This is a genomic window from Paracoccus versutus, assembly GCF_000763885.1.
Classification (GTDB): domain Bacteria; phylum Pseudomonadota; class Alphaproteobacteria; order Rhodobacterales; family Rhodobacteraceae; genus Paracoccus; species Paracoccus versutus.
The window spans coordinates 1-18,859 of record NZ_JRKO01000006.1 but is presented as its reverse complement, the minus strand read 5'-3'; the positions used below and the strand labels follow the sequence as shown (position 1 = coordinate 18,859).

Genomic DNA, 18,859 nt, shown 5'->3' with positions numbered 1-18,859 from the left:
CCCGACAGTCTCTCGCAAGATCTTGCAGGATCTGTAGCGTCTTCCAAGAATCACTGCAGTGCGGCGATTTTCCAAGGCGGCGGCTCGTTTGCGACTCCGCGGGGGAAAAGATCGTCACTTGTTGACATGCGGTTCCGCATGAAGATGATCCCGGCGCAACAGAACACCGGGCAGCAACGCCTTGCATCACTTTCGAATGGCAACATCGGAAATCTCATGCCTAGCCTGACTGGTAAAGACATATTCACGCCCGGCGCAAACCGCCATTCCGCACTGACTGGCGGACGACGGCGACTGCGTCACGCATTGCTGGTCATGGCCACGGTCCTCCTGGCTGCCTGTTCCGAGCGGCCCGGAACCGAGGTTCTTTATCCCCGCCCGGATGCCGCAGAAAACCCGGACATCGTCACCGTCTTCGTCGCGACGACACGCGGCCGGGCCGAGAATGCCGCAGACGGCTTCACCAACCTCCGCGCCGGGCAGATGAGCTATGCCGAATTCAGGATCTCGGTTCCTCCAGGCCACCGGCCCGGCGAGATCGAATGGCCCAAAGGCAGGGTCGCCGATCCGCAGACGGATTTCACCGTGGTCAGCCACACAATCCTCGATGCGACGAGTTTCGAGCAGCGGGTCGCGGCGCGGACCAGTTCCGCCAAGGGCGAGGGGGCAGCCGTTTTCGTCCACGGTTTCAACACCAGCTTCCAGGAGGGACTGTTCCGGACAGCGCAGATGACTGCCGATGCCAATCTGACCGGCGCTCCGATCCTCTTTTCGTGGCCGTCGGATGCTCAAGTTCTGGGCTATGCGACCGACAAGGAGGCCGCAACCTATTCGCGCGACGGACTGACCGGTTTGTTGGCGCGCCTCACCAGACTGCCCGAAGTGGATCGGGTCAGTGTCATGGGGCATTCGATGGGCGGGTGGCTGACGGCCGAGTCGTTGCGGCAGTTGCGCCTTTCGGGGCAGGACGGGGTGCTGCGCGAGCTGGACGTGGTTCTGGCGGCCCCCGACATAGATGCGGATGTGTTCCGCGCGCAGGCTTCCGTGATCGGTCCGATGGATCCGCCGATGGTCGTCCTTGTCTCACCCGACGACCGTGCATTGCAAGTGTCGAGAATGATCCAGGGTGCGCGCCAGAGGGTTGGTGCGCTGGACGTGAACAACCCGGTCGTACAGCAGGGCGCGCTTCAGGCGAACATCATGCTGGTCGACATTTCGACCATCGAGACCAGCGACGACATGCGCCACAGCCGGTATGCAGGGCTTGCTGCGCTCTACCCCCGGCTGTCGGACGAAGCCGGGGATGTCGGCGGCTTCCGCAGTGCCGGCGCACTTGTCTTCAATGCCGTGGGCGCAACGCTTGCCGCGCCCTTCAATGTCGCCGGCGGCATCCTGGCCGAGTGAGCAGCCAGCTTATCTGAGAAAGGCACGAAACCGCCTGAGCGCCAGGACGAACAGGCCGGTGCCGATCACCAGCAACGCCAGAAGCTGCGGCCATACGACGGAAAGACCGGCACCACGGAACAGGATCGCCTGCGAGAGGATCACGAAATGGGTATTCGGCGCGGCAAGCATGATGTTCTGGATGATCTCGGGCATGCTTTCGCGCGGCGTCATCCCGCCCGACAAAACCTGCAGCGGCAACAGCACCAGCATCAGAAGCAGCCCGAATTGCGGCATGGACCCGGCCATCGTCGCAAGGAAGATCCCCATCGAAGTCGTGGCGAACAGCATCAGCAGCGTGGCGACCAGAAACAACGGCAGCGCCCCCCGGATGGGTACTTCCAGCGCCCCCTGCACCACGACGGTGATCGCGAAGATTGTAGCGATAGCGCACCTCAAGCCCGTAGTCGCCCGCCACGACCGCATCGCCATAGGCCATGCGCGCCTGGGTCGACAGCCAGCTTGCATGCATGCCCTGCACATACCGCGGTTCAGACGGCCCATTGCACCTGCTGGTCGACAGCACCGGGATCAAGGTCGAGGGCGAAGGCGAGTGGAACGCCCGCAAGCATGGTGGCACGAAGCGGCGCATCTGGCGCAAGATCCACATTGGCATCGACGAAAAATCCCTGGAAATCCGTGCGGCTGAGTTCACCACCAGCGACGTGGGCGATGTCGAGCCGGTGAAGCGCCACCTTAGCGCATGACATAAGACATGCCTTAAGTCATGACGTTCAGACCGAACAGACGGCCCTCGGCGGAACCTTACTGCCGAACAAAAACGCAGCTTCTATAAAACGTGGCATCACAATAGTCACTGCATACATTCCAAGAGTTTTACCAACAGTAAGCTTGATTCCATAGATTTGATGGCATTCATAAATTTGGGCGACCCAGCACCATTCCAGTTCCACGAGCCCGCGCGATGGTCACTCCGTCCTGAGCGATGCCCTCCATTAAGATAGAAACGATTCCTCGATCAGGCTTGGATCGCGAGACGCGGCTATCCTCTATGGTCACACGCAACGAAAGGCGCTCGCCTGGGCGCAGAGGTCGATACCAGCGCACGTCATCGAAGCCTGGCGAGGCCAGTGCTGCACAGGTCGATACGTAGTGCAACACCAGAAGCCGCATCATCAGCCCGATTGAACCGCCCCGGGTTTACCGGAGAGTAGAACACTCAAAGGATGAGCCCTATGACGAAGCAAAGATTCACCCCCGCCTATCCGGCCGAGTTGCGCGAACGCGGTGTTCGGCTTTTCAGAGAGAACCGGGCCGATTACGCCAGCGACAGTGCGGCCTACAAGGTGATCGCGCCGAAGCTTGGCTGCCCCCCCGACAGGGCCCGGCTCCTCGGCGCAGCATGATGACCGCAAAGCTGCACCGAGATTGAGTCAGAGCCAGCTTTGCAGGCCGATTGACAAAGCGCCTCGTCGAGCGAAATACCGATCCATTGCTCGGCGATTGGCGATCCGGGCGAGCGCCGCTCGGCTATGCCGAGCAACTCGCGCACCTTCCGGCGGATCGGCACGATCTTGTAGGAAGAGGTGCATTGGCGGCGGATCTCAGTAAAGATGATTGACGCCGCAGCGCCATCGAATATGAAGTCCCGGGCGCGCTGCCCTTTCCTGGCGGCGTCAACAGCCCGCCGCCATACGTTCGGAAAGTCCGGCAGCCGGCTACACACACAGACCAGCTATACGAGACAAGGCAATGGCAGTACACTCAACAGTCTAATTTTTAATCTCGTCAAAGGGGTATTTCATGTTCGACTTCGCAATTCTCTTGGCGCGGCTGATCATGGGCGGCGCGTTTATCGTCTGGGGGGTGATGAAGCTTCGCGGCGGCGAGGCCAAACTGGTTCCGGTGCTGAGCGCCATGGGTGTGCCGGATGCCAAGGCGTTGGCCTATATGGTTGGTGCCTGCGAGCTTATCGGTGGGATCGGCGTGGTGATTGGTTGGCCGCTGACGCTGTTCGGTGTGCTGTTGGGTCTGTGGTGCGTGGTAACCGCCTTGGTTGCTCACAAGAACGACATCAACCAGCTTCTGGCACATATCGCCCTGTGCGGCGGCTTCTTTGCACTGGCTGCGGCGGGGCCGGGCTCGTTTGCGCTGTTCGCGGGCTGATCTCGGTGATGCTGGCTTCCGGCCCGGTTTTACAATCCGAGGGAAACATGCCCACTGAAGTTCTGCAGCTCGGTCTCGATACCTTTGGCGATGTAAATGCGCGGCTCGATGGTGCACCGGCGCCTTATGCCGAGGTGATCCGCAATGTGGTCGCGCAAGGCGTGCTTGCGGATCAGGTGAGCGTGGATGCCTTTGGCGTCGGCGAACATCATCGCGACGATTTCGCCGTCTCGGCTCCCGAGATGGTGCTGGCCGCGATCGCAGCCCGGACCGGGCGCATCCTCTTGGGCAGTGCCGTGACGGTGCTCAGCTCGGATGATCCGATCCGTGTCTACGAGCGCTTTGCGACACTGGACGGGATCTCGGACGGCCGGGCCGAGGTTACGCTGGGTCGGGGTTCGTTCACCGAATCCTTTCCGCTGTTCGGCTATGATCTCGCGGATTATGAGATGCTGTTCAGCGAAAAGCTGGATCTTTTCGCGGCACTGCGCTCCGAAGGGCCGGTCACCTGGTCGGGCCGGCACCGTGCGCCGCTAACCGATACCGAGGTCTTCCCCAAGACCACCCGGGGCGTGCTACCTGTCTGGGTCGGCGTTGGCGGCTCGCCCGAATCTGTCGTGCGCGCCGCGCGCTATGGCTTCCCGCTTATGCTGGCGGTGATCGGCGGCGATCCGGCGCGCTTCCGACCCTATGCCGAACTTTATCGCCGTTCGCTGACCGAGCTTGGTCAGCCAATACTGCCGGTCGGGGTGCACGCACCGGGCTTTGTCGCCGATACGGACGAGGAGGCGCAGCGGTTGCTGTTTCCACATTTCAAGCGGGCGCGCGATCGGATCGGCCGGGATCGCGGCTGGAGCCCGGTGACGAAGGAACAGTATATCGCCGATATCGAACACGGCGCGATGCATGTCGGCTCGCCCGATACGGTGGCGCTGAAGATCGCGACAACGGTGCGGACATTGGGCCTTCAGCGCTTTGACCTGAAATACAGCTATGGAACGATGCCGCATGAGCATTTGATGCGCGCGGTCGAGCTGTTCGGCACGAAAGTCATCCCGAGGGTGCGCGAGATACTGGCCAGTTAAAAGCATGGCTCGTGTGGAGGCTTGTTAATGCAACTCCATCCAAGGAGAGCCGCAGATGGAAGACGAGAAGCCGCGCTATCACCCCTATAACCACCCAGCCGGCGGCGGGGGTGCTGCGGCTGCCACGGCGCGGGCTCTGATGCAGCAAAGCGTGCTGGTAAAGGGCTCGCGCGCGCTGTTGTCGATGAACCAGCCAGGTGGCTTCAAATGTCCAAGCTGCGCCTTTCCCGACCCCGCCCATCGCGACAGGCTGGAATTCTGCGAACAGGGCGCCAAGGCCCTCGCGTTCGAGGCCACGAAGTTGCGCGTCAACGGTGAGTTCTTCGCCGAACACACGGTCAGTGCCCTGCGCGAGCGGTCGGACTACTGGCTGGAAATGCAAGGTCGGCTAACCGAACCTCAACATGATGCACCAGATGTCAGCTCCCCGATACGACGTCGTTAACGACGTCAATAACGAAATAGCTTAAGATCTGAGACCAAGATCAGAAGGCGGTTCCAATCGAGACGTTACGTTCGACGGCCGGCCACGCAACGTGTGGCGCATGGCCATGGCGCCTTCAGCCTGAACCTTGCGCACCAGGCGCTGGACCTGGCGTGTCCACCGGGCCGTCGAGCCCCAGGCAACAGCAGATGCAAGTCGACTCGGAGCGGTTGCGCGGTAAGCGCCCGGCCGATCCCTTCTGCGATGTTGAACTCAGCTGTGAGAGTCCTGCCGCCGAGGCAAGGCATGATTGGACGGCAAAACGGGCGGCTATTTGGACGGCTCGACGGATGGCTACGCGGGCACGATTGATGTTTTGGAGGGGCGATCTGGCCGCCGTCTTCGGAGCGAGTAGGAACGGGCGCGGATCGCTGCCGAGAGCCTGGCGCCCCGGGGCAAGGGTTTCGGACGTCGCCCGTCGGCACGCGGTGACGCGCTGGCAGATCTATGATTGGCGCAAGAAGCTGGCGTCGGGCCATCTCGCGCTGACTGCCGAAACGGCGTCGGAGCCGATGTTCGCGGCGCTTGTCGTTGCACCACCTTCGGCGCCGGTGACCGGTCCGCGCGACGGTTCGGTGCGTGAGGCGAAGTCGTGCCTGATCGAGCTGGAGCTGGATGGTGTCATCCTGCGGGTGCGTTCCGATATCGACGAGGCGCAGCTGCCCGGACGATCCGTGCCTTCCGGGCGGCGTCGCAATGATCTCGCCGAGCGGCGACCTGCGCGTCTACGTTGCCACGCGCCCGATCGACTTCCGCAAAGGCATCGACGGGCTGGCGCTGGCCATCCAAGAGACGCTCGGCCTCGATCCGTTCAGCGGCGCGGCTTTCGTGTTCCGGGCCAAGCGCGCGGACCGGATCAAGGTGTTGGTCTGGGACCAGACAGGCATGGTCCTGGTTCACAAGCGGCTCGAGGCAGCGAAGTTCGTCCGGCCCCGGGTGCAGGATGGCGTGATGAAGATGTCTCCGGCCCAGTTTGCCGCTCTGTTCGAGGGCCTCGACTGGCGGCTTGTCCGTCCTGAACGCGTTCGACGGGGATAGCTGCGACAGAATGACTCGGGCACGCTTTGATGATGGTGGCGCCGGGGCCCATGTGCCAGACCCCTGTCATGACCGACACTGGCCTGCGAGCACGCCGTGTCCCTGTGGTTGCGGCGAGATGGCCAAGATTGGCGAAGACGTCTCCGAACGTCTTGATATCGTGCCCGCCCAGCTGCGCGTACTGGTCACGCGGCGCCCCAAATATGCCTGCCGGCAGTGCTCCGCCGCGGTGGTACAGGTCCACGCACCGGAGCATGTCGTGCCCGGCGGCCTTCCCGCCGAAGCGCTGATCGCCCAGGCCATGGTGGCGAAGCTCGGCGACCATCTCCCGTTTTACCGCCAGGCCGAGATCTACACCCGGCAGGGGATCGCGTTGGACCGGGCCACGCTCGGCAACTGGGTCGGACGCGCCTGCTTCCATCTGCGCCCGATCGTCGACCATCTTCGCGAACGCCTGATATGTGCAGACCGGATCTTCATGGACGAGACCCGGGCACCGGTGCTCGATCCCGGGCGACGAAGAACCAGGACCGGCTACTTCTGGGCCGTCGTCTCCGATGATCGCGGGCATGGGAGCACCAGTCCGCCCGTGGTTTTCGGGCATTCACTCGAGCCAGTGGCGTTCATGCCCTCAATCCACTACGCGCCGGGTCGCGGTGCCGTGCATGCGCTCCGCTTCCTCGAGGGCTATTGCGGGCAGTTCGTTCAATGCGACGGCTACGAAGCCTATGACAAGCTGACCAAGGTGGACCGGACGGAGGGGCCTTGGACGCTCGTCCATTGCTGGCCGCATGCGCGCCGGCGGTTCGTGAAGCGGCTGGAAAAGGACGGATCGCCGATCGCCGAGGAAGCCCTGCGCCAGATCGCCGAACTCCATGCCATCGAGAAGACGGTGCGCGGCGCGGCGCCTGATGTCCGCCTCGCGGCACGGCGGACACTCTCGGCCCCCATCATTGCCGCCTTCCAGCCGTGGCTCGCGGCACAGCTCTCGCGCATTCCCCGGTCCTCGAAACTGGCCGAAGATATCCGCTGCACGCTGCCGCGCTGGCCGGGCCTTACCCGCTTCCTCGAGGATGGTCGCCTGGAACTGGACACCAATCCTGTCGAAAACCAGATTCGGAAGATCGCGTTGACCCGCAAAAATGCCCTCTTCGCGGGGCATGAGGTCGGGGCGGAGAACTGGACCATGCTCGCCAGCCTCATCGCCAACTGCAAGATGAACGACGTCGACCCGGTCAGCTATCTCGCCGAGACCCTGCGCGCCTTGCTCGACGGGCATCCCAGGAGCCGCATCGACAAGCTCATGCCGGGGAACTTCACCACCGCGTCAAGCCTCGCCCCATAGGGCTACGGCTGAGCGCTTACGTTGCGCGGAATGAGCCCACGGGAGCGCCAGCAGGTATTGACGCGCCTGCCCGACAGGGCGCGCCGTGACGATGCGTTGCGCCCCGAGATCCTGCGGGTCTTTGAAGAGAACTATCGGGTCTATGGCGTGCGCAAGGTCTGCGGCAGCTGCGCCGCGAAGGCTTCGACATCGCGCGTTGCTCGGTCGGGAGGTTGATGAAGGGGCTGGGGATCCAAGGGATTATCCGTGGCAAGCCGCACAAGACGACGATCTCGGACAGATCGGCACCACGTCCGCTGGACAAGGTGAACCGCTAGTTCCGCGTGCCTGCGCCGAACATGCTGTGGGGTCGTCCATTGTGGCGCCATTGGTCCGAGCCCAATGGACGACAACTTCACCTATGTCGCCACCTGGAAGGGCTTTGCTTATGTGGCCTTCGTCATCGACGCGTATGCCCGCAAGATCGCCGGCTAGCGCGTCAGCACCTCGACGCATGCACGCTTCGTTCTCGACGCCCTGGAGCAGGCCGTGCATGACCGGCGGCCCGCCAAGGGCATGGGGTTGGTTGTCCCTAGCGCGTGCGCCGCGCAATCCCCCGACCGATCAATCCGGCGCGAATGTCATGTCGGGGTTGCAGCTTAAGCGAGGTCGAATGCAGATGGGAGAGGCCACGTGATACCATCGTCTCGCTCCCACCAAAGCGCGGTTTCCGGGGTGCGGCTCGTCGATTTTTCAGCACGGGCCAAGTCAATCAGGACGGGACGGATGATTCGTTCTGCGAAGCAGCGCGGAGCCCGTTTTCCAGGATGGAACGGCGGTTCGATCCTGCCAATCGAAAAGGGGCGATTTGGACAGAATGTACCAGTTTGGCCGCCAGACCCGCCTGCCCCAGGGTCAGAATGTCCGCATATCGAACGGTCGCGCCACAGTGAACAGACAATATAACCGACCAAAACGCTGATATAAAACAATAAAACGTTGACAGCCAAGCGCAATATGCGTTCCTGCAGTTGGGGGCTTCGCCGGGAACGCTGCGTGCGGACACCGGCAGTTAGGGGAAGGAAGGTAATAATGCGTCACTGCAACATGCCGGCAGGGCTGCCACCAGAGGCGCCAGATGCCCGGCGGACCACGGCCTGCCTCGATGAGCGACCCTATCCAGGGCTGTGAGCTGCATCGCGGCCGGATGGCTCTGCGGCGCCACATACCGCCGCTATCTCCGGCATCTGACGGAATCGACCGGGCCGGCGGGTAAAGCCGGCTTGCGGGTGATGGTTTAGGCACAACCTTCAGCACCAAGAACATCATCATGGCATACAAGAGCGACTCGAAAATCGCCTCGGAGGCGGCCAAGCTGCCGATCCGGGACGTCGCGGCAAAGCTCACAAGACCTCGACGAAACAGGCCGCGATGATCACCCAGCACCACGTCCACCTGCGCGACGCCCACAAGACCCGGCAGTTCTGGCTGATCTGGCTGGTGCTGTGCCTGAACGTCTCGGCCGGGATCGGGGTGATCGGCATGGCCTCGCCCATGCTGCAGGAAATCTTTGCCGGATCGCTGGTCGGCAGGCCGGACCTGGGCTTTACCCAGCTGGACGCCGGCCAGAAAGCGGCCATCGCGGCCATCGCCGCGGGTTTCGCGGGGCTCTTGTCGCTGTTCAACATCGCCGGGCGGCTGTGCTGGGCCTCAGCCTCGGACCGGCTGGGGCGCAAGACCACCTATTTCATCTTCTTCGGCCTGGGGATCGTGCTTTACCTGCTGGCGCCAAGTGCCGCGCATTCGGGCAACCAGGTGCTGTTCGTGGCGATGATCTGCGTCATCATCTCGATGTATGGCGGCGGGTTCTCGACCGTGCCGGCCTATCTGGCGGATGTCTTCGGCACGCAATTCGTCGGCGCCATCCACGGCCGGCTGCTGACCGCCTGGGCGACGGCGGGGATCGTCGGCCCGGTCGTTGTGAACTACCTGCGCGAGGCGCAGATCGCGGCGGGCGTGCCGCGGGCGCAGGTCTACGACTACACGATGTACATCCTTGCGGGTTTCTTGGCGCTGGGGCTGGTCTGCAACCGACTGGTGCGGTCCCTGGACGAGAAATGGTTCATGAAGCCCGAGGAACTGGCGGTGCTGCAGGCGCGCGAGCACAAGACGGCCGAGGTCAGGAGCGGCTCGTTCGGGATCGACCGGGGCCGGTTCGACCTGCCGGCGATGCTGGCCTGGGCGGCGGTCGGGCTGCCGCTGGCCTGGGGCGTGTGGATGACGGCGCAGAAGACGGCTGCGCTGTTTCACTGACGGCGCGGGCTCTTCCTCCGGCGCAACAACGGGGGAGGGCTTTTCGATCGTCACTCGGTCTTGCCGAAGGACCGCAAGCGAAGCCAAGCATCCCGGATCTACATCGGTCTTCATGCTGATGGGTCCACCGCCGCGCCGCATTTCAGCCGATCAGCAAACGGCGCCTGCACGGCCGTCATGATACGGCCGGCCTGGTTCGGACACGGCCGCCATCATCTCGCGCTCGACGGCTTGTGCGAGGGTGTCGAGGGGCAGGGCATAGGGGGTCTGGCCGAATGGGTCCTCGAGCTGGTGGCCGAGCGCGTCGAGGCCGAAGAAGGTATAAGCCACCAGCAGCACCGGCAGCAACGTCCAGATGCCCAGAGACCCCGCCAGCGCGAAGGGCAGGAGCAGGCAGAACACCAGCGCCGTGCGGTGCAGGAGCAGCGAATAGGCGAAGGGCACCGGCGTCGTGGCGATGCGCTCGCAGGCCGCCTGCGCCGCGGAAAGCTGGGCAAGATAGCCCTCAAGCACCGACCAGCGGATTTCGCCCAGACGCCCGGCCCCGGTCGCGGCGATCAGCTCATGGCCGGCAAGCTGCAGCACGCGGTCCGTCGGATTGGGCTGGCCGGAGACATCCGCGGCGGGCAGCCAATGCGCAATAGCGGACAACTCGTCCTGATGGCGCAACCGCGCGGCCAGCCCGGCGGAAAAGGCGCAAAGCGCGCGCAGCAGCCATGCGCGGGTTCCGGGCTCCAGCCCGGCGCTGGCCCGTGCAAGGCCCCGGCAGGCGACGATCACCTGCCCCCAAAGCTGGCGCCCCTCCCACCAGCGGGCATAGCAGGTGCTGTTGCGAAAGCTCATGAACACCGAAAGCGCGATGCCGATCAGCGTGAAGGGGATGGCGCTGATCCGGGCGAAGATGCCGGGATGCATCCGCGCCGCAAGGATCGCCACGATGCAGACCGTCCCGATCACCGCCAGGCGCCCCAGGATCTCGGGGATGATCGAGCCGTTGAGCGTGAACAGGATGTCGCGCAGATTGGGCTGAGAGCGCGGAGGCATCGCGTGCTAGGCGTCCAGACCGACGACGGCTTCCGAGGTCTGCATCTGGAAGGTCAGCGTTTCCTGCAGATAGAGCGTCACCGTCCCGGCGTCGTGGGACAGGTAGCCGATCGAGATGTCCTGCCCCAGCCAGAGGTCGAAATCGCCGCCGCGCGTGGTGACGACGGCCCCGCCCTGCAGCGCCTGGCTCCAGACCACCGGCGCATCGACCAGCCGCTCCAGGTGTTTCAGCACCGGGTAGCCGTCCTCGGCGCCGCCATTGGCCGCGGTGAAACCCGCCGTGCCCAGGACCAGCGCATAGGGACCGTTGACGCCCGCCAGCCGCAACGCGCTGACCGCCTGCGCCACCGCCTCGGGATAGTCGGCGACATCGGCGGGCAGCGCGACGGCAGGATTGCTGCTTTCGGGCAGGATACCCCTGATGCCCGCATCGGCATGGCCCTGGAAGACCAGCCGGTCCTCGGCCAGGGCGATCCGGCGCGCGGCATCCTTGACCGGCTGCCAGTCGCTGTCGTTCGAGCCGCGCGCCACGTCGTCGATGGCGGCGCGGGCCAGGGTGAAGGGCACGCGCAGCTCGACCAGCGGGTTCACCTCGCGCTGGCGGGCCTCGACCCCCTCGACCGGCGAGGCGGCGGGACGCAGGTGGCCGGTGCCCACCGCCGACAGTCCGAACCCTTCGGGGCCGTGCAGGTCGACGACCCGCCGCGCGCCCAGATAGCGCTTCAGCGTCCGCGACGCCTCGTCCTCGATCTGGGCCCAGGCCGCGTCGCTGATCGGGGCCAGTTCGCGATGAAGATTGTCCATGTCAGCTCCCCTGTTTCAAAGATCCGATGCCAAGCGAGCCTTGCGCCCGCCCCGCAAAAGCCGTTATGCCCTGCTCCGGCGCGGCCAGCGCCTCGCCGGAGCCGATCCGGTCCAGAAGATCGGCCGAGGGCACGAAGAACAGCCCGCCCGTCACGGCGGTCGAGACATCCAGGATGCGGTCGTAATTTCCCGGCGGCAGGCCCGCGAACATATTCGTCAGCATGGTCTCGATCCGGCCCGGCTCGCGGGCATAGCCGATGAAATAGGTGCCGAACGCGCCGCGCGCCGGGCTGCCGAAGGGCATGTTGTCGCGCAGGATCTGCAACGGGTTGCCCTGCGCGTCACTGATGTTGGTCAGCACGTTATGGGCGAAGCTGGCCTTCTCGGCGTCCGGGAACTCGATGTCCGAGAGCTTGCGGCGGCCGATCACCCTTTCCTGCGCCTCGACCGTCATCGCCGCCCACCTGGCGAGGTCGTGCAGGTATTTCTGCACGATCACATAGCTGCCCCCGGCAAAGACTTCGTCCTCGGCGCCGATGAACACCGCCGCCATGCGATCGGCCCCGCTCGGGTTCTCGGTTCCGTCGACGAAGCCCAGCAGGTCGCGGTTGTCGAAGAACTTGAAGCCCTGCGTCTCGTCCTCGACGGTGGCGACGGGACCGAGGCGGGCCATGACCTGGCTGGCCAGCTCGAAGCAGAAATCCGGCCGCTCGGCGCGGATGTGGAACAGGATGTCGCCGGGCGTGGCGGGGGCGCGATGGACGCCCGCCAGTTCGCGGAACGGGTGCAGGCCCTGCGGCCGCGCGCCCATGTCCAGCCGGTCCCACAGGGCCGCGCCGATGCCGATGACGCAGGACAGGCCCGCGGCGGCGTTGCGAAATCCCACGGCACGCACGAGCCCCGGCAGGTCGGCGCAGAGGTCGCGGAAGGTCTGCAACGCCGCCTCGCCCTCATGCAGCGACAGGGTCAGAAAAATCGCATTCGCCGTCAGCGAAGCGTCCGCGGGCTGGCTTGCAATCGTCGTCATTGGCACTCCCTCGCTGGCACGGGTCCAGCAAAGCCTATTCAGCCGGCTTGCGAAAGCGCCGGCATCGTCCCGACCGGAACATGGCCCCGATTCCGGTCGTCCCCGGCGCGGCCGCGGCGGGGTGGGCATGCCCGGGCGGGTTCATGGCCGCGAACGCCGCCACGCAGAACCTGAAGGTGTCGGGGATCGCAGGCCATGATCTTCCTGTTGCGGGTTCGTCGCCGAGGCGTCACGAGGCGGGCGGCAAGCCCGCCTCCTCGTCCTCGATCAGCGTCGTCGCCTCGGCGGCCTGTTCGGCACCGCCTTGCAAGCTGCGCTCCTCGCCTTCGACCACATCGGTTGCGGCAACGGCGTCCAGCGTCGACGGGGCGGCGGCAGAAGCGGGTTTCTCCGCCGCTTTCCCGACCGAAAATCCGATGCCGCCGCTGTCGTCCCAGCTTGCGGTGACAGTGTCGCCCTCGGCCACCTTCCCGGCCAGCATCTCCTTGGCCAGCGGCGCCTCGATCTCGCGCCGGATCAGCCTGCGCAGTTCGCGCGCGCCGAATTCGGGCTGGTAGCCCTCTTCGGCCAGGTGGTTCACAACGCTGTCGTCGAAGAGCAGCGTGATGTCCTGCCCCAGCGCCACCTGCCGGATGCCGTCCAGCTGCAGTTGCACGATATTGCCGATCTGGTTCTTCTTGAGACTGTCGAAGATGATGATCTCGTCGATCCGGTTCAGGAATTCGGGCCGGAAATGCTGGCGCAGCACCTCCTGGACGCCCTCCTTGACCGCCGCCGTGATCTCGCCCCCGCCCGACATGATCACCTGCGAGCCAAGGTTCGAGGTGGCGATGATCAGCGTGTTCTTGAAGTCGACCACCCGGCCCTTGCCGTCGGTCAGCCGGCCGTCGTCGAAGACCTGCAACAGCACGTTGTAGACATCGGCATGGGCCTTTTCGATCTCATCGAGCAGGATCACCGAATAGGGCTTGCGCCGCACCCGCTCGGTCAGCTGCCCGCCCTCGTCATAGCCGACATAGCCGGGTGGCGCGCCGATCAGCCGGGCGACGGCGTGGCGCTCCATGTATTCGGACATGTCGATGCGGATCACGGCATCCTCGTCGCCGAAGATCACCTCGGCCAGCGCCTTGGCAAGCTCGGTCTTGCCGACGCCGGTAGGCCCCAGGAACAGAAAGGTGGCGATGGGGCGGCTGCCTTGCCGCAGCCCGGCCCTTGCCAGGCGCACGGCGTCCGAGACCGCCTCGATGGCGCGGTCCTGGCCGATGACGCGCTGATGCAGCCGCTCCTCCATCTTCAGCAGCTTTTCCTTTTCCTCCTGCGTCAGCTCGTTCACCGGAATGCCGGTCAGCTTCGAGACGATGTCGGCGATGTCGCCCACCTGCACCTCGGCGCTGGACGAGCCGACCCTGGCCTTCCAGGCATCGGTCCTTTCCTCCAGGTCCTTCTCGCGCTCGCCGATCCGGGCTTCGAATTCCTTGGCCTTGTCGAAATTCTTGCGCGAGGTGGCATAGGCCTGTTCGCGTCTCAAGCCCGCGATCTCGGCCTCGGCCTCTTGCAGGTCGGCGGGGCGCGAGGTAGTGGACAGATGCACCCGCGCCGCCGCCTGGTCGATCAGGTCGATGGCCTTGTCGGGCAGGAACCGCCCCGAGATGTAGCGATCCGACAGTTCCGCCGCCGCCACCAGCGCCTCGTCAAGGATGGTGACCTTGTGATGCGCCTCCATGCTGTCGCGCAGGCCGCGCAGGATGTTGATGGTCTGATCGACGCTCGGCTCGGGCACCAGCACCGGCTGGAAGCGGCGCTCCAGCGCGGCGTCCTTTTCGATGTATTTCTGGTATTCGGCCAAGGTGGTGGCGCCGATCAGATTCATTTCGCCGCGCGCCATGGCAGGCTTGAAGGTGTTGGCGATGTCCAGCCCGCCCTCGCCCCCGCCCTGCCCCGCGCCGACGATGGTGTGGACCTCGTCGATGAACAGGACCAGCTCGTCCTTCCGGGCGGTGATCTCGTCCATCAACTGCTTGACGCGTTCCTCGAACTCGCCCCGATACTTGGAGCCCGCGACCATCGAGTTGATGTTCAGCTCGATCAGCCGCTTGTCGCGCAGGACCTCGGGCACCTCGCCGTTGACGATGCGCTGCGCAAGGCCCTCGATGATGGCGGTCTTGCCGACGCCGGGCTCGCCGATCAGCACCGGGTTGTTCTTTTTGCGCCGGGCGAGGATCTCGATCGTGGTCTCGATCTCCTGCGCGCGGCCGATCACCGGGTCCAGCTTGCCCTCGCGCGCGAGCTTGGTCAGGTCGCGGCTGAACTTGTCCAGGTTCGGCGTGTTCGTGGGCGTTTCGACCCGGCCGTCCTCGGCACCCTTGCCGACCACCTTGACCACCTGTTGGCGGATCGCCTGCGGGGTCATGCCGTATTTTCTGAGCAGCGTGCCGGCATGGCTGTCCGGCACCTCGGACAGTCCGATCAGCAGATGCTCGGGACCGACATAGCTGTGCCCCAGTTCGCGCGCGGCCGTATAGGCGCGGTTCAGCGCGCTTTTCACGCGAGGCGAGACGCCGACCTCATCCTTGTCCCTGCCCTCGGGTCCCGCGCCGGGCAGCTCGGGGGCACGCTTGTCGATCTCGGCCCGCAGGTCGGCGGGGCTGACCTTGAACTGCTTCAGGATCGCCTGCACCGCCTCGCTGTCGGGCAGGACATAGAGCAACTGCTCGGTATCGATGTCGCGGCGGCCGCTTTCCTGCGTGCGCTCGGCGGCCTTTTGCAGCATGGCCTTGGTCTGCTCGCTGAAGCTGTCCACATATTGCCGCTCGCTGGGCGCATCGGTCATGGCGGCCCGGCCGGCGGGGGCATTGGCGTCGCCCATCAGGCCGCGGGCGCGATCGAAGAAGCCGTCGAAGGGATCGCCGCCGAACAGCGATTCCAGCGGCGAGGCGCGCCTTTGCTGCCGGGTCAGCCGGGCATAGTCGTATTCGCAGATATCCATCTGCTTGCGTTCGCCGTCCTGCATGACGGTCACATGATAGGCTGCGGGGCGGATGCCGCAGATCTGGCACATTTCGGTCGCCATTGGTTCCTCCTCGTTGGTTCAGCGAGTCGTGTCGGTTTCTTGCCGGGTGTCGGTGCGGGAGCTTACGGCGCGAGCGCCCATCGGATGGCCATGGCCACAAGGCCGAGGGCCAGAACGCTGGCGGTCCAGATCGCGGCCATCCAGGCCAGCCGCTTCCACAGGGGGGCCTCGCCCGCCATCAATGATAGCCGTGTGTTCCGACCTTGCCGCGGAACACCCAATAGGCCCATCCCGTGTAGATCAGGATGATCGGGATGATGAACATCGCGCCTGCCAGCATGAAGGACTGGCTGCGCAGCGGTGCCGCCGCATCCCAGATCGTCACCGAGCGGGGCACGACATAGGGAAAGATGCTGATGCCCAGCCCGATGAAGCACAACAGGAACAGGGCGAGAAGCATCAGGAAGGGCAGCCGCTCGGCGCCGGCGATCAGGCTGCGGAACAGCACCAAGGCGCAGATCGCAACCAGAAGCGGCACCTGCGCCGTCAGCAGCACCCCTGGAAAGTCGAACCAGCGCCGCCAGTAGTCGTAGTTGAGAAAGGGCGTCGCGGCGCTGACCGCGATCAGCATGGCGATCATGGCGGGCGCAAGCAGATGCACCATGCGGCGGGCGTGGCTCTGCGCGCCGCCTTCGGTCTTCCAGTTGAGCCAGGCCGCGCCAAGCGCCGCATAGCCCGTCAGCAGCGCGATCCCGGTCAGCAGGCTGAACGGGCTGAGCCAGTCCAGCCAGCCCCCGGCATAGGCCCCGTTCTCGACCCGGATGCCCTGGAGGATGGCGCCGAGCGCGATGCCCTGCGACAGCGCCGCCACGACCGAACCACCCGTGAAGGCCAGGTCCCAGAAGGCGCGGTGGCGCGGGTCGCGCCAGCGGAACTCGAAGGCGACGCCGCGAAAGATCAGGCCCAGCAGCATGGCGATCATCAGCGGATAGGTGGCCGGCAGGATGATCGCATAGGCCAGCGGAAAGGCCGCGAACAGCCCGCCGCCGCCCAGCACCAGCCAAGTCTCGTTGCCGTCCCAGACAGGTGCGATCGAGTTCATCGCCTGGTCGCGTTCCTCGCCGACCTTCAGCGTCGGGAACAGGATGCCGATACCCAGGTCGAACCCGTCCATCACCACATAGGCAAAGACCGCGAAGCCGATTATCAGCGCCCAGACGACGGTCAGATCGATGCTTTCCATGTCAATACTCCGTGCCGGCGCCGGACGCGGCGGGCGTGATGCCGGCGGCGCGCTGCGGTCGGCTGGGCGGCTGGGTTTCGCCGGGCTGCGGCGGCTTTGCCATCAGCCGCAGCAGGTAATAGATCCCCGCCCCGAAGGCGAAGAAATAGACCACGACAAAGGCGATCAGCGAGGCCGCTACGGCGGGCGCGGCAAGCGGCGAATGCGATTCCGCGGTGCGCATCAGGCCGTAGACGGTAAAGGGCTGGCGTCCCACCTCGGTGGTAATCCAGCCCGCGATCACGGCGACGAAGCCCGAAGGCCCCATGACAAGCGCCGCCCGATGCAGCCAGCACCAGTCGTAGAGGATGCCGCGCCAGCGCGCCCAGAGGCTCCAGAGCCCCAGCCCCAGCATGGCGAAGCCCAGCCCGACCATGATGCGGAAGGACCAGAACACGATGCCGACGGGCGGCCAGTCCTCGCGCGGGAAATCGTTCAGCCCCGGCAGGGCGGCGTTCGGATCGTGCTTCAGGATCAGCGAGCCGAGCTTCGGCACCTCGATGGCATAGTCCACGCGCCGCGCTTCGCTGTCGGGGATGCCGAACAGGATCAGCGAGGCGCCGTCGGGACTGGGCTCGTAATGGCCCTCGACGGCCAGGATCTTGGCGGGCTGGTGCTCCAGCGTGTTCAGCCCATGCGCATCGCCGACGAAGATCTGGATCGGCGCGACGACGGCCGCCATCCACATCGCCATCGAGAACATCTTGCGCGCGCCGGGATTGGCGCGGTCGCGCAGCAGGTGCCATGCGCCGACCCCGCCCACCGCCAGCGCCGTGGTCAGGTAGGCCGCGATGACCGTATGCACCAGCCGGTAGGGAAAGCTTGCGGTAAAGACGATCGCCCACCAGGACGGTCCCGGCACGAACTGTCCCTGTTCGTTGATCAGGTGCCCCGCCGGCGTCTGCATCCAGCTGTTTACCGCAAGGATCCATGTGGCCGAGATCATGGTGCCCAGGGCCACCATGCAGGTGGCAAGGAAATGCAGCCCCTTGCCGACCTTGTTCATCCCGAACAGCATCACGCCCAGGAAGCCCGCTTCGAGGAAGAATGCGGTCATCACCTCATAGGCCATCAGCGGCCCTATCACCGGCCCCGCCTTTTCCGAGAAGACCGACCAGTTTGTGCCGAACTGATAGGACATCACCACGCCCGAGACGACGCCCATGCCGAAGACCACCGCGAAGATCTTCAGCCAGTAGCGGAACAGGTTGGCATAAACCCCCCTGCCCGTGCGCAGCCACAGCGCCTCGAGCACCATGAGATAGCTGGCCAGCCCGATCGAGAAGGCCGGAAAGACGAAGTGGAACGAGACCGTGAACGCGAATTGCACGCGGGCCAGAATGACGGCATCCAGATGTTCGAACATGGCTGCCCCTCCGGGGGATCAGGTGGCGATGCGAACGGGAATGGATTTCGCGGCGGGCGTGCCGCTGATCCGGTCGTAGTAGTCAAGCGGCAGGAGCGGATTGAGTTCCGGATAATATCCCGCGACCGACCCGCGCGGCATCGGATATTCCACCACCGTCAACCCCGCGACGCGCCGCGGCAACCCATCCGGGCTGATCGTGTCCAGCGCGACCTGCTGGCCGTCGCGCAACCCGCGCGCGGCGATGTCGCCCGCGTTCATGAACAGCACCATCCGGTCGTTGTAGATCCCGCGATAGCGATCATTGTAGCTGTAGATCGTGGTGTTGAACTGATCGTGCGAGCGGATGGTGGACAGTCGGAGCATCTGCGGATCGTCCACCGGATCGTTGACCTCCAGCCCCGGCAGCGGCAGGAAATTCGCCTTGCCGTTCGGCGTGGCCCAGACGCGCCGGCGCGGCGGCACATCAAGGTGAAAGCCGTGCGGCGCCTTGATGCGGCTGTTGAAATCGG

Annotated in this window: 17 protein-coding genes and 2 pseudogenes; 10 read left to right on the top strand and 9 right to left on the bottom strand. The window is 65.0% G+C overall.

The genetic code is table 11. The features are described from left to right. Nucleotides 1-138 precede the first annotated feature (138 nt). On the top strand, nucleotides 139-1,404 hold the full coding sequence (locus IT40_RS03600; RefSeq protein WP_208021323.1) for an alpha/beta hydrolase: 1,266 nt from the start codon (nucleotides 139-141) through the stop codon (nucleotides 1,402-1,404). A gap of 9 nt (nucleotides 1,405-1,413) precedes the next feature. Here the strand turns inward: IT40_RS03600 and IT40_RS03595 are convergent, their stop codons facing one another. After that, nucleotides 1,414-1,875 carry an ABC transporter permease gene (locus tag IT40_RS03595; RefSeq protein ID WP_243700184.1) on the bottom strand — a complete coding sequence of 154 codons (462 nt, stop codon included), beginning with the start codon at nucleotides 1,873-1,875 and terminating at the stop codon, nucleotides 1,414-1,416. Between the two features lie 50 nt (nucleotides 1,876-1,925). Here IT40_RS03595 and IT40_RS03590 point away from each other — a divergent pair. The 9 genes and pseudogenes from IT40_RS03590 to IT40_RS03550 all read left to right on the top strand — a co-directional run. Then, nucleotides 1,926-2,144, top strand: a pseudogene (locus IT40_RS03590) (transposase); the annotation flags it as partial. A 495-nt stretch (nucleotides 2,145-2,639) separates the two neighbouring features. Further along, complete coding sequence (locus IT40_RS28305; RefSeq protein WP_157034054.1) at nucleotides 2,640-2,810, top strand: hypothetical protein; 171 nt, start codon at nucleotides 2,640-2,642, stop codon at nucleotides 2,808-2,810. Nucleotides 2,811-3,207: 397 nt separating this feature from the next. Further along, on the top strand, nucleotides 3,208-3,570 hold the full coding sequence (locus IT40_RS03580; RefSeq protein ID WP_036750724.1) for a DoxX family protein: 363 nt from the start codon (nucleotides 3,208-3,210) through the stop codon (nucleotides 3,568-3,570). A gap of 8 nt (nucleotides 3,571-3,578) precedes the next feature. Next, a complete protein-coding gene (locus IT40_RS03575; RefSeq protein ID WP_243700185.1) occupies nucleotides 3,579-4,655 on the top strand; it encodes an LLM class flavin-dependent oxidoreductase in 1,077 nt (358 codons plus the stop codon). 55 nt (nucleotides 4,656-4,710) lie between these two features. Then, nucleotides 4,711-5,100 carry a hypothetical protein gene (locus tag IT40_RS03570; RefSeq protein WP_036750720.1) on the top strand — a complete coding sequence of 130 codons (390 nt, stop codon included), beginning with the start codon at nucleotides 4,711-4,713 and terminating at the stop codon, nucleotides 5,098-5,100. A 735-nt stretch (nucleotides 5,101-5,835) separates the two neighbouring features. After that, nucleotides 5,836-6,177 carry an IS66 family insertion sequence element accessory protein TnpB gene (tnpB, locus tag IT40_RS29145; RefSeq protein WP_036750717.1) on the top strand — a complete coding sequence of 114 codons (342 nt, stop codon included), beginning with the start codon at nucleotides 5,836-5,838 and terminating at the stop codon, nucleotides 6,175-6,177. 10 nt (nucleotides 6,178-6,187) lie between these two features. After that, nucleotides 6,188-7,522 carry an IS66 family transposase gene (tnpC, locus tag IT40_RS03560; RefSeq protein WP_275600384.1) on the top strand — a complete coding sequence of 445 codons (1,335 nt, stop codon included), beginning with the start codon at nucleotides 6,188-6,190 and terminating at the stop codon, nucleotides 7,520-7,522. Nucleotides 7,523-7,585: 63 nt separating this feature from the next. Beyond that, nucleotides 7,586-8,089 (top strand): annotated as a pseudogene (locus tag IT40_RS29885) (IS3 family transposase); the annotation flags it as partial. Nucleotides 8,090-8,932: 843 nt separating this feature from the next. Beyond that, nucleotides 8,933-9,814, top strand: a complete 882-nt coding sequence (locus IT40_RS03550; protein WP_244273990.1) for an MFS transporter — start codon at nucleotides 8,933-8,935, stop codon at nucleotides 9,812-9,814. A 150-nt stretch (nucleotides 9,815-9,964) separates the two neighbouring features. Here IT40_RS03550 and IT40_RS03545 read toward each other — a convergent pair whose 3' ends face one another. The 8 genes from IT40_RS03545 to IT40_RS03515 form a co-directional block, all read right to left on the bottom strand. Next, nucleotides 9,965-10,858 (bottom strand): bestrophin family protein, encoded by an 894-nt coding sequence (locus IT40_RS03545; RefSeq protein ID WP_036750713.1) that lies wholly within the window; start codon nucleotides 10,856-10,858, stop codon nucleotides 9,965-9,967. A gap of 6 nt (nucleotides 10,859-10,864) precedes the next feature. After that, a complete protein-coding gene (locus tag IT40_RS03540) occupies nucleotides 10,865-11,662 on the bottom strand; it encodes a family 1 encapsulin nanocompartment shell protein (protein WP_036750710.1) in 798 nt (265 codons plus the stop codon). Nucleotide 11,663: 1 nt separating this feature from the next. Continuing rightward, a complete protein-coding gene (locus IT40_RS03535) occupies nucleotides 11,664-12,689 on the bottom strand; it encodes a Dyp-type peroxidase (protein ID WP_036750709.1) in 1,026 nt (341 codons plus the stop codon). A 229-nt stretch (nucleotides 12,690-12,918) separates the two neighbouring features. Continuing rightward, nucleotides 12,919-15,759: an ATP-dependent Clp protease ATP-binding subunit gene (locus IT40_RS03530; RefSeq protein ID WP_036750696.1), complete on the bottom strand. Its 2,841-nt coding sequence runs from the start codon at nucleotides 15,757-15,759 to the stop codon at nucleotides 12,919-12,921. Between the two features lie 62 nt (nucleotides 15,760-15,821). Next, nucleotides 15,822-15,938, bottom strand: coding sequence for a DUF2474 domain-containing protein (locus tag IT40_RS27275; RefSeq protein WP_084196813.1), 117 nt, complete (start codon nucleotides 15,936-15,938; stop codon nucleotides 15,822-15,824). Continuing rightward, nucleotides 15,938-16,942, bottom strand: a complete 1,005-nt coding sequence (cydB, locus tag IT40_RS03525) for a cytochrome d ubiquinol oxidase subunit II (protein ID WP_011750245.1) — start codon at nucleotides 16,940-16,942, stop codon at nucleotides 15,938-15,940. Before cydB ends, IT40_RS27275 begins: the two co-directional genes overlap by 1 nt. Nucleotide 16,943: 1 nt before the next feature. Continuing rightward, the gene (locus IT40_RS03520; RefSeq protein WP_036750693.1) at nucleotides 16,944-18,347 is read right to left on the bottom strand and encodes a cytochrome ubiquinol oxidase subunit I; all 1,404 of its coding nucleotides are present in this window, start codon (nucleotides 18,345-18,347) and stop codon (nucleotides 16,944-16,946) included. 18 nt (nucleotides 18,348-18,365) lie between these two features. Then, nucleotides 18,366-18,859 (bottom strand): molybdopterin dinucleotide binding domain-containing protein (locus IT40_RS03515; RefSeq protein WP_036750688.1); only part of this gene is annotated, 494 nt, incomplete at its 5' end.

Coding starts and splice junctions, on each gene's coding strand:
- IT40_RS03540 (WP_036750710.1), bottom strand. CDS start 11,662: ATGGACAATCTTCATCGCGAACTGGCCCCGATCAGCGACGCGGCCTGG.
- tnpC (WP_275600384.1), top strand. CDS start 6,188: ATGACTCGGGCACGCTTTGATGATGGTGGCGCCGGGGCCCATGTGCCA.
- IT40_RS03580 (WP_036750724.1), top strand. CDS start 3,208: ATGTTCGACTTCGCAATTCTCTTGGCGCGGCTGATCATGGGCGGCGCG.
- IT40_RS03520 (WP_036750693.1), bottom strand. CDS start 18,347: ATGTTCGAACATCTGGATGCCGTCATTCTGGCCCGCGTGCAATTCGCG.
- IT40_RS03550 (WP_244273990.1), top strand. CDS start 8,933: ATGATCACCCAGCACCACGTCCACCTGCGCGACGCCCACAAGACCCGG.
- IT40_RS03600 (WP_208021323.1), top strand. CDS start 139: ATGAAGATGATCCCGGCGCAACAGAACACCGGGCAGCAACGCCTTGCA.
- IT40_RS03570 (WP_036750720.1), top strand. CDS start 4,711: ATGGAAGACGAGAAGCCGCGCTATCACCCCTATAACCACCCAGCCGGC.
- cydB (WP_011750245.1), bottom strand. CDS start 16,942: ATGGAAAGCATCGATCTGACCGTCGTCTGGGCGCTGATAATCGGCTTC.
- IT40_RS03535 (WP_036750709.1), bottom strand. CDS start 12,689: ATGACGACGATTGCAAGCCAGCCCGCGGACGCTTCGCTGACGGCGAAT.
- IT40_RS03595 (WP_243700184.1), bottom strand. CDS start 1,875: ATGGCGATGCGGTCGTGGCGGGCGACTACGGGCTTGAGGTGCGCTATC.
- IT40_RS27275 (WP_084196813.1), bottom strand. CDS start 15,938: ATGGCGGGCGAGGCCCCCCTGTGGAAGCGGCTGGCCTGGATGGCCGCG.
- IT40_RS03545 (WP_036750713.1), bottom strand. CDS start 10,858: ATGCCTCCGCGCTCTCAGCCCAATCTGCGCGACATCCTGTTCACGCTC.
- IT40_RS03575 (WP_243700185.1), top strand. CDS start 3,579: ATGCTGGCTTCCGGCCCGGTTTTACAATCCGAGGGAAACATGCCCACT.
- IT40_RS03530 (WP_036750696.1), bottom strand. CDS start 15,759: ATGGCGACCGAAATGTGCCAGATCTGCGGCATCCGCCCCGCAGCCTAT.
- IT40_RS28305 (WP_157034054.1), top strand. CDS start 2,640: ATGACGAAGCAAAGATTCACCCCCGCCTATCCGGCCGAGTTGCGCGAA.
- tnpB (WP_036750717.1), top strand. CDS start 5,836: ATGATCTCGCCGAGCGGCGACCTGCGCGTCTACGTTGCCACGCGCCCG.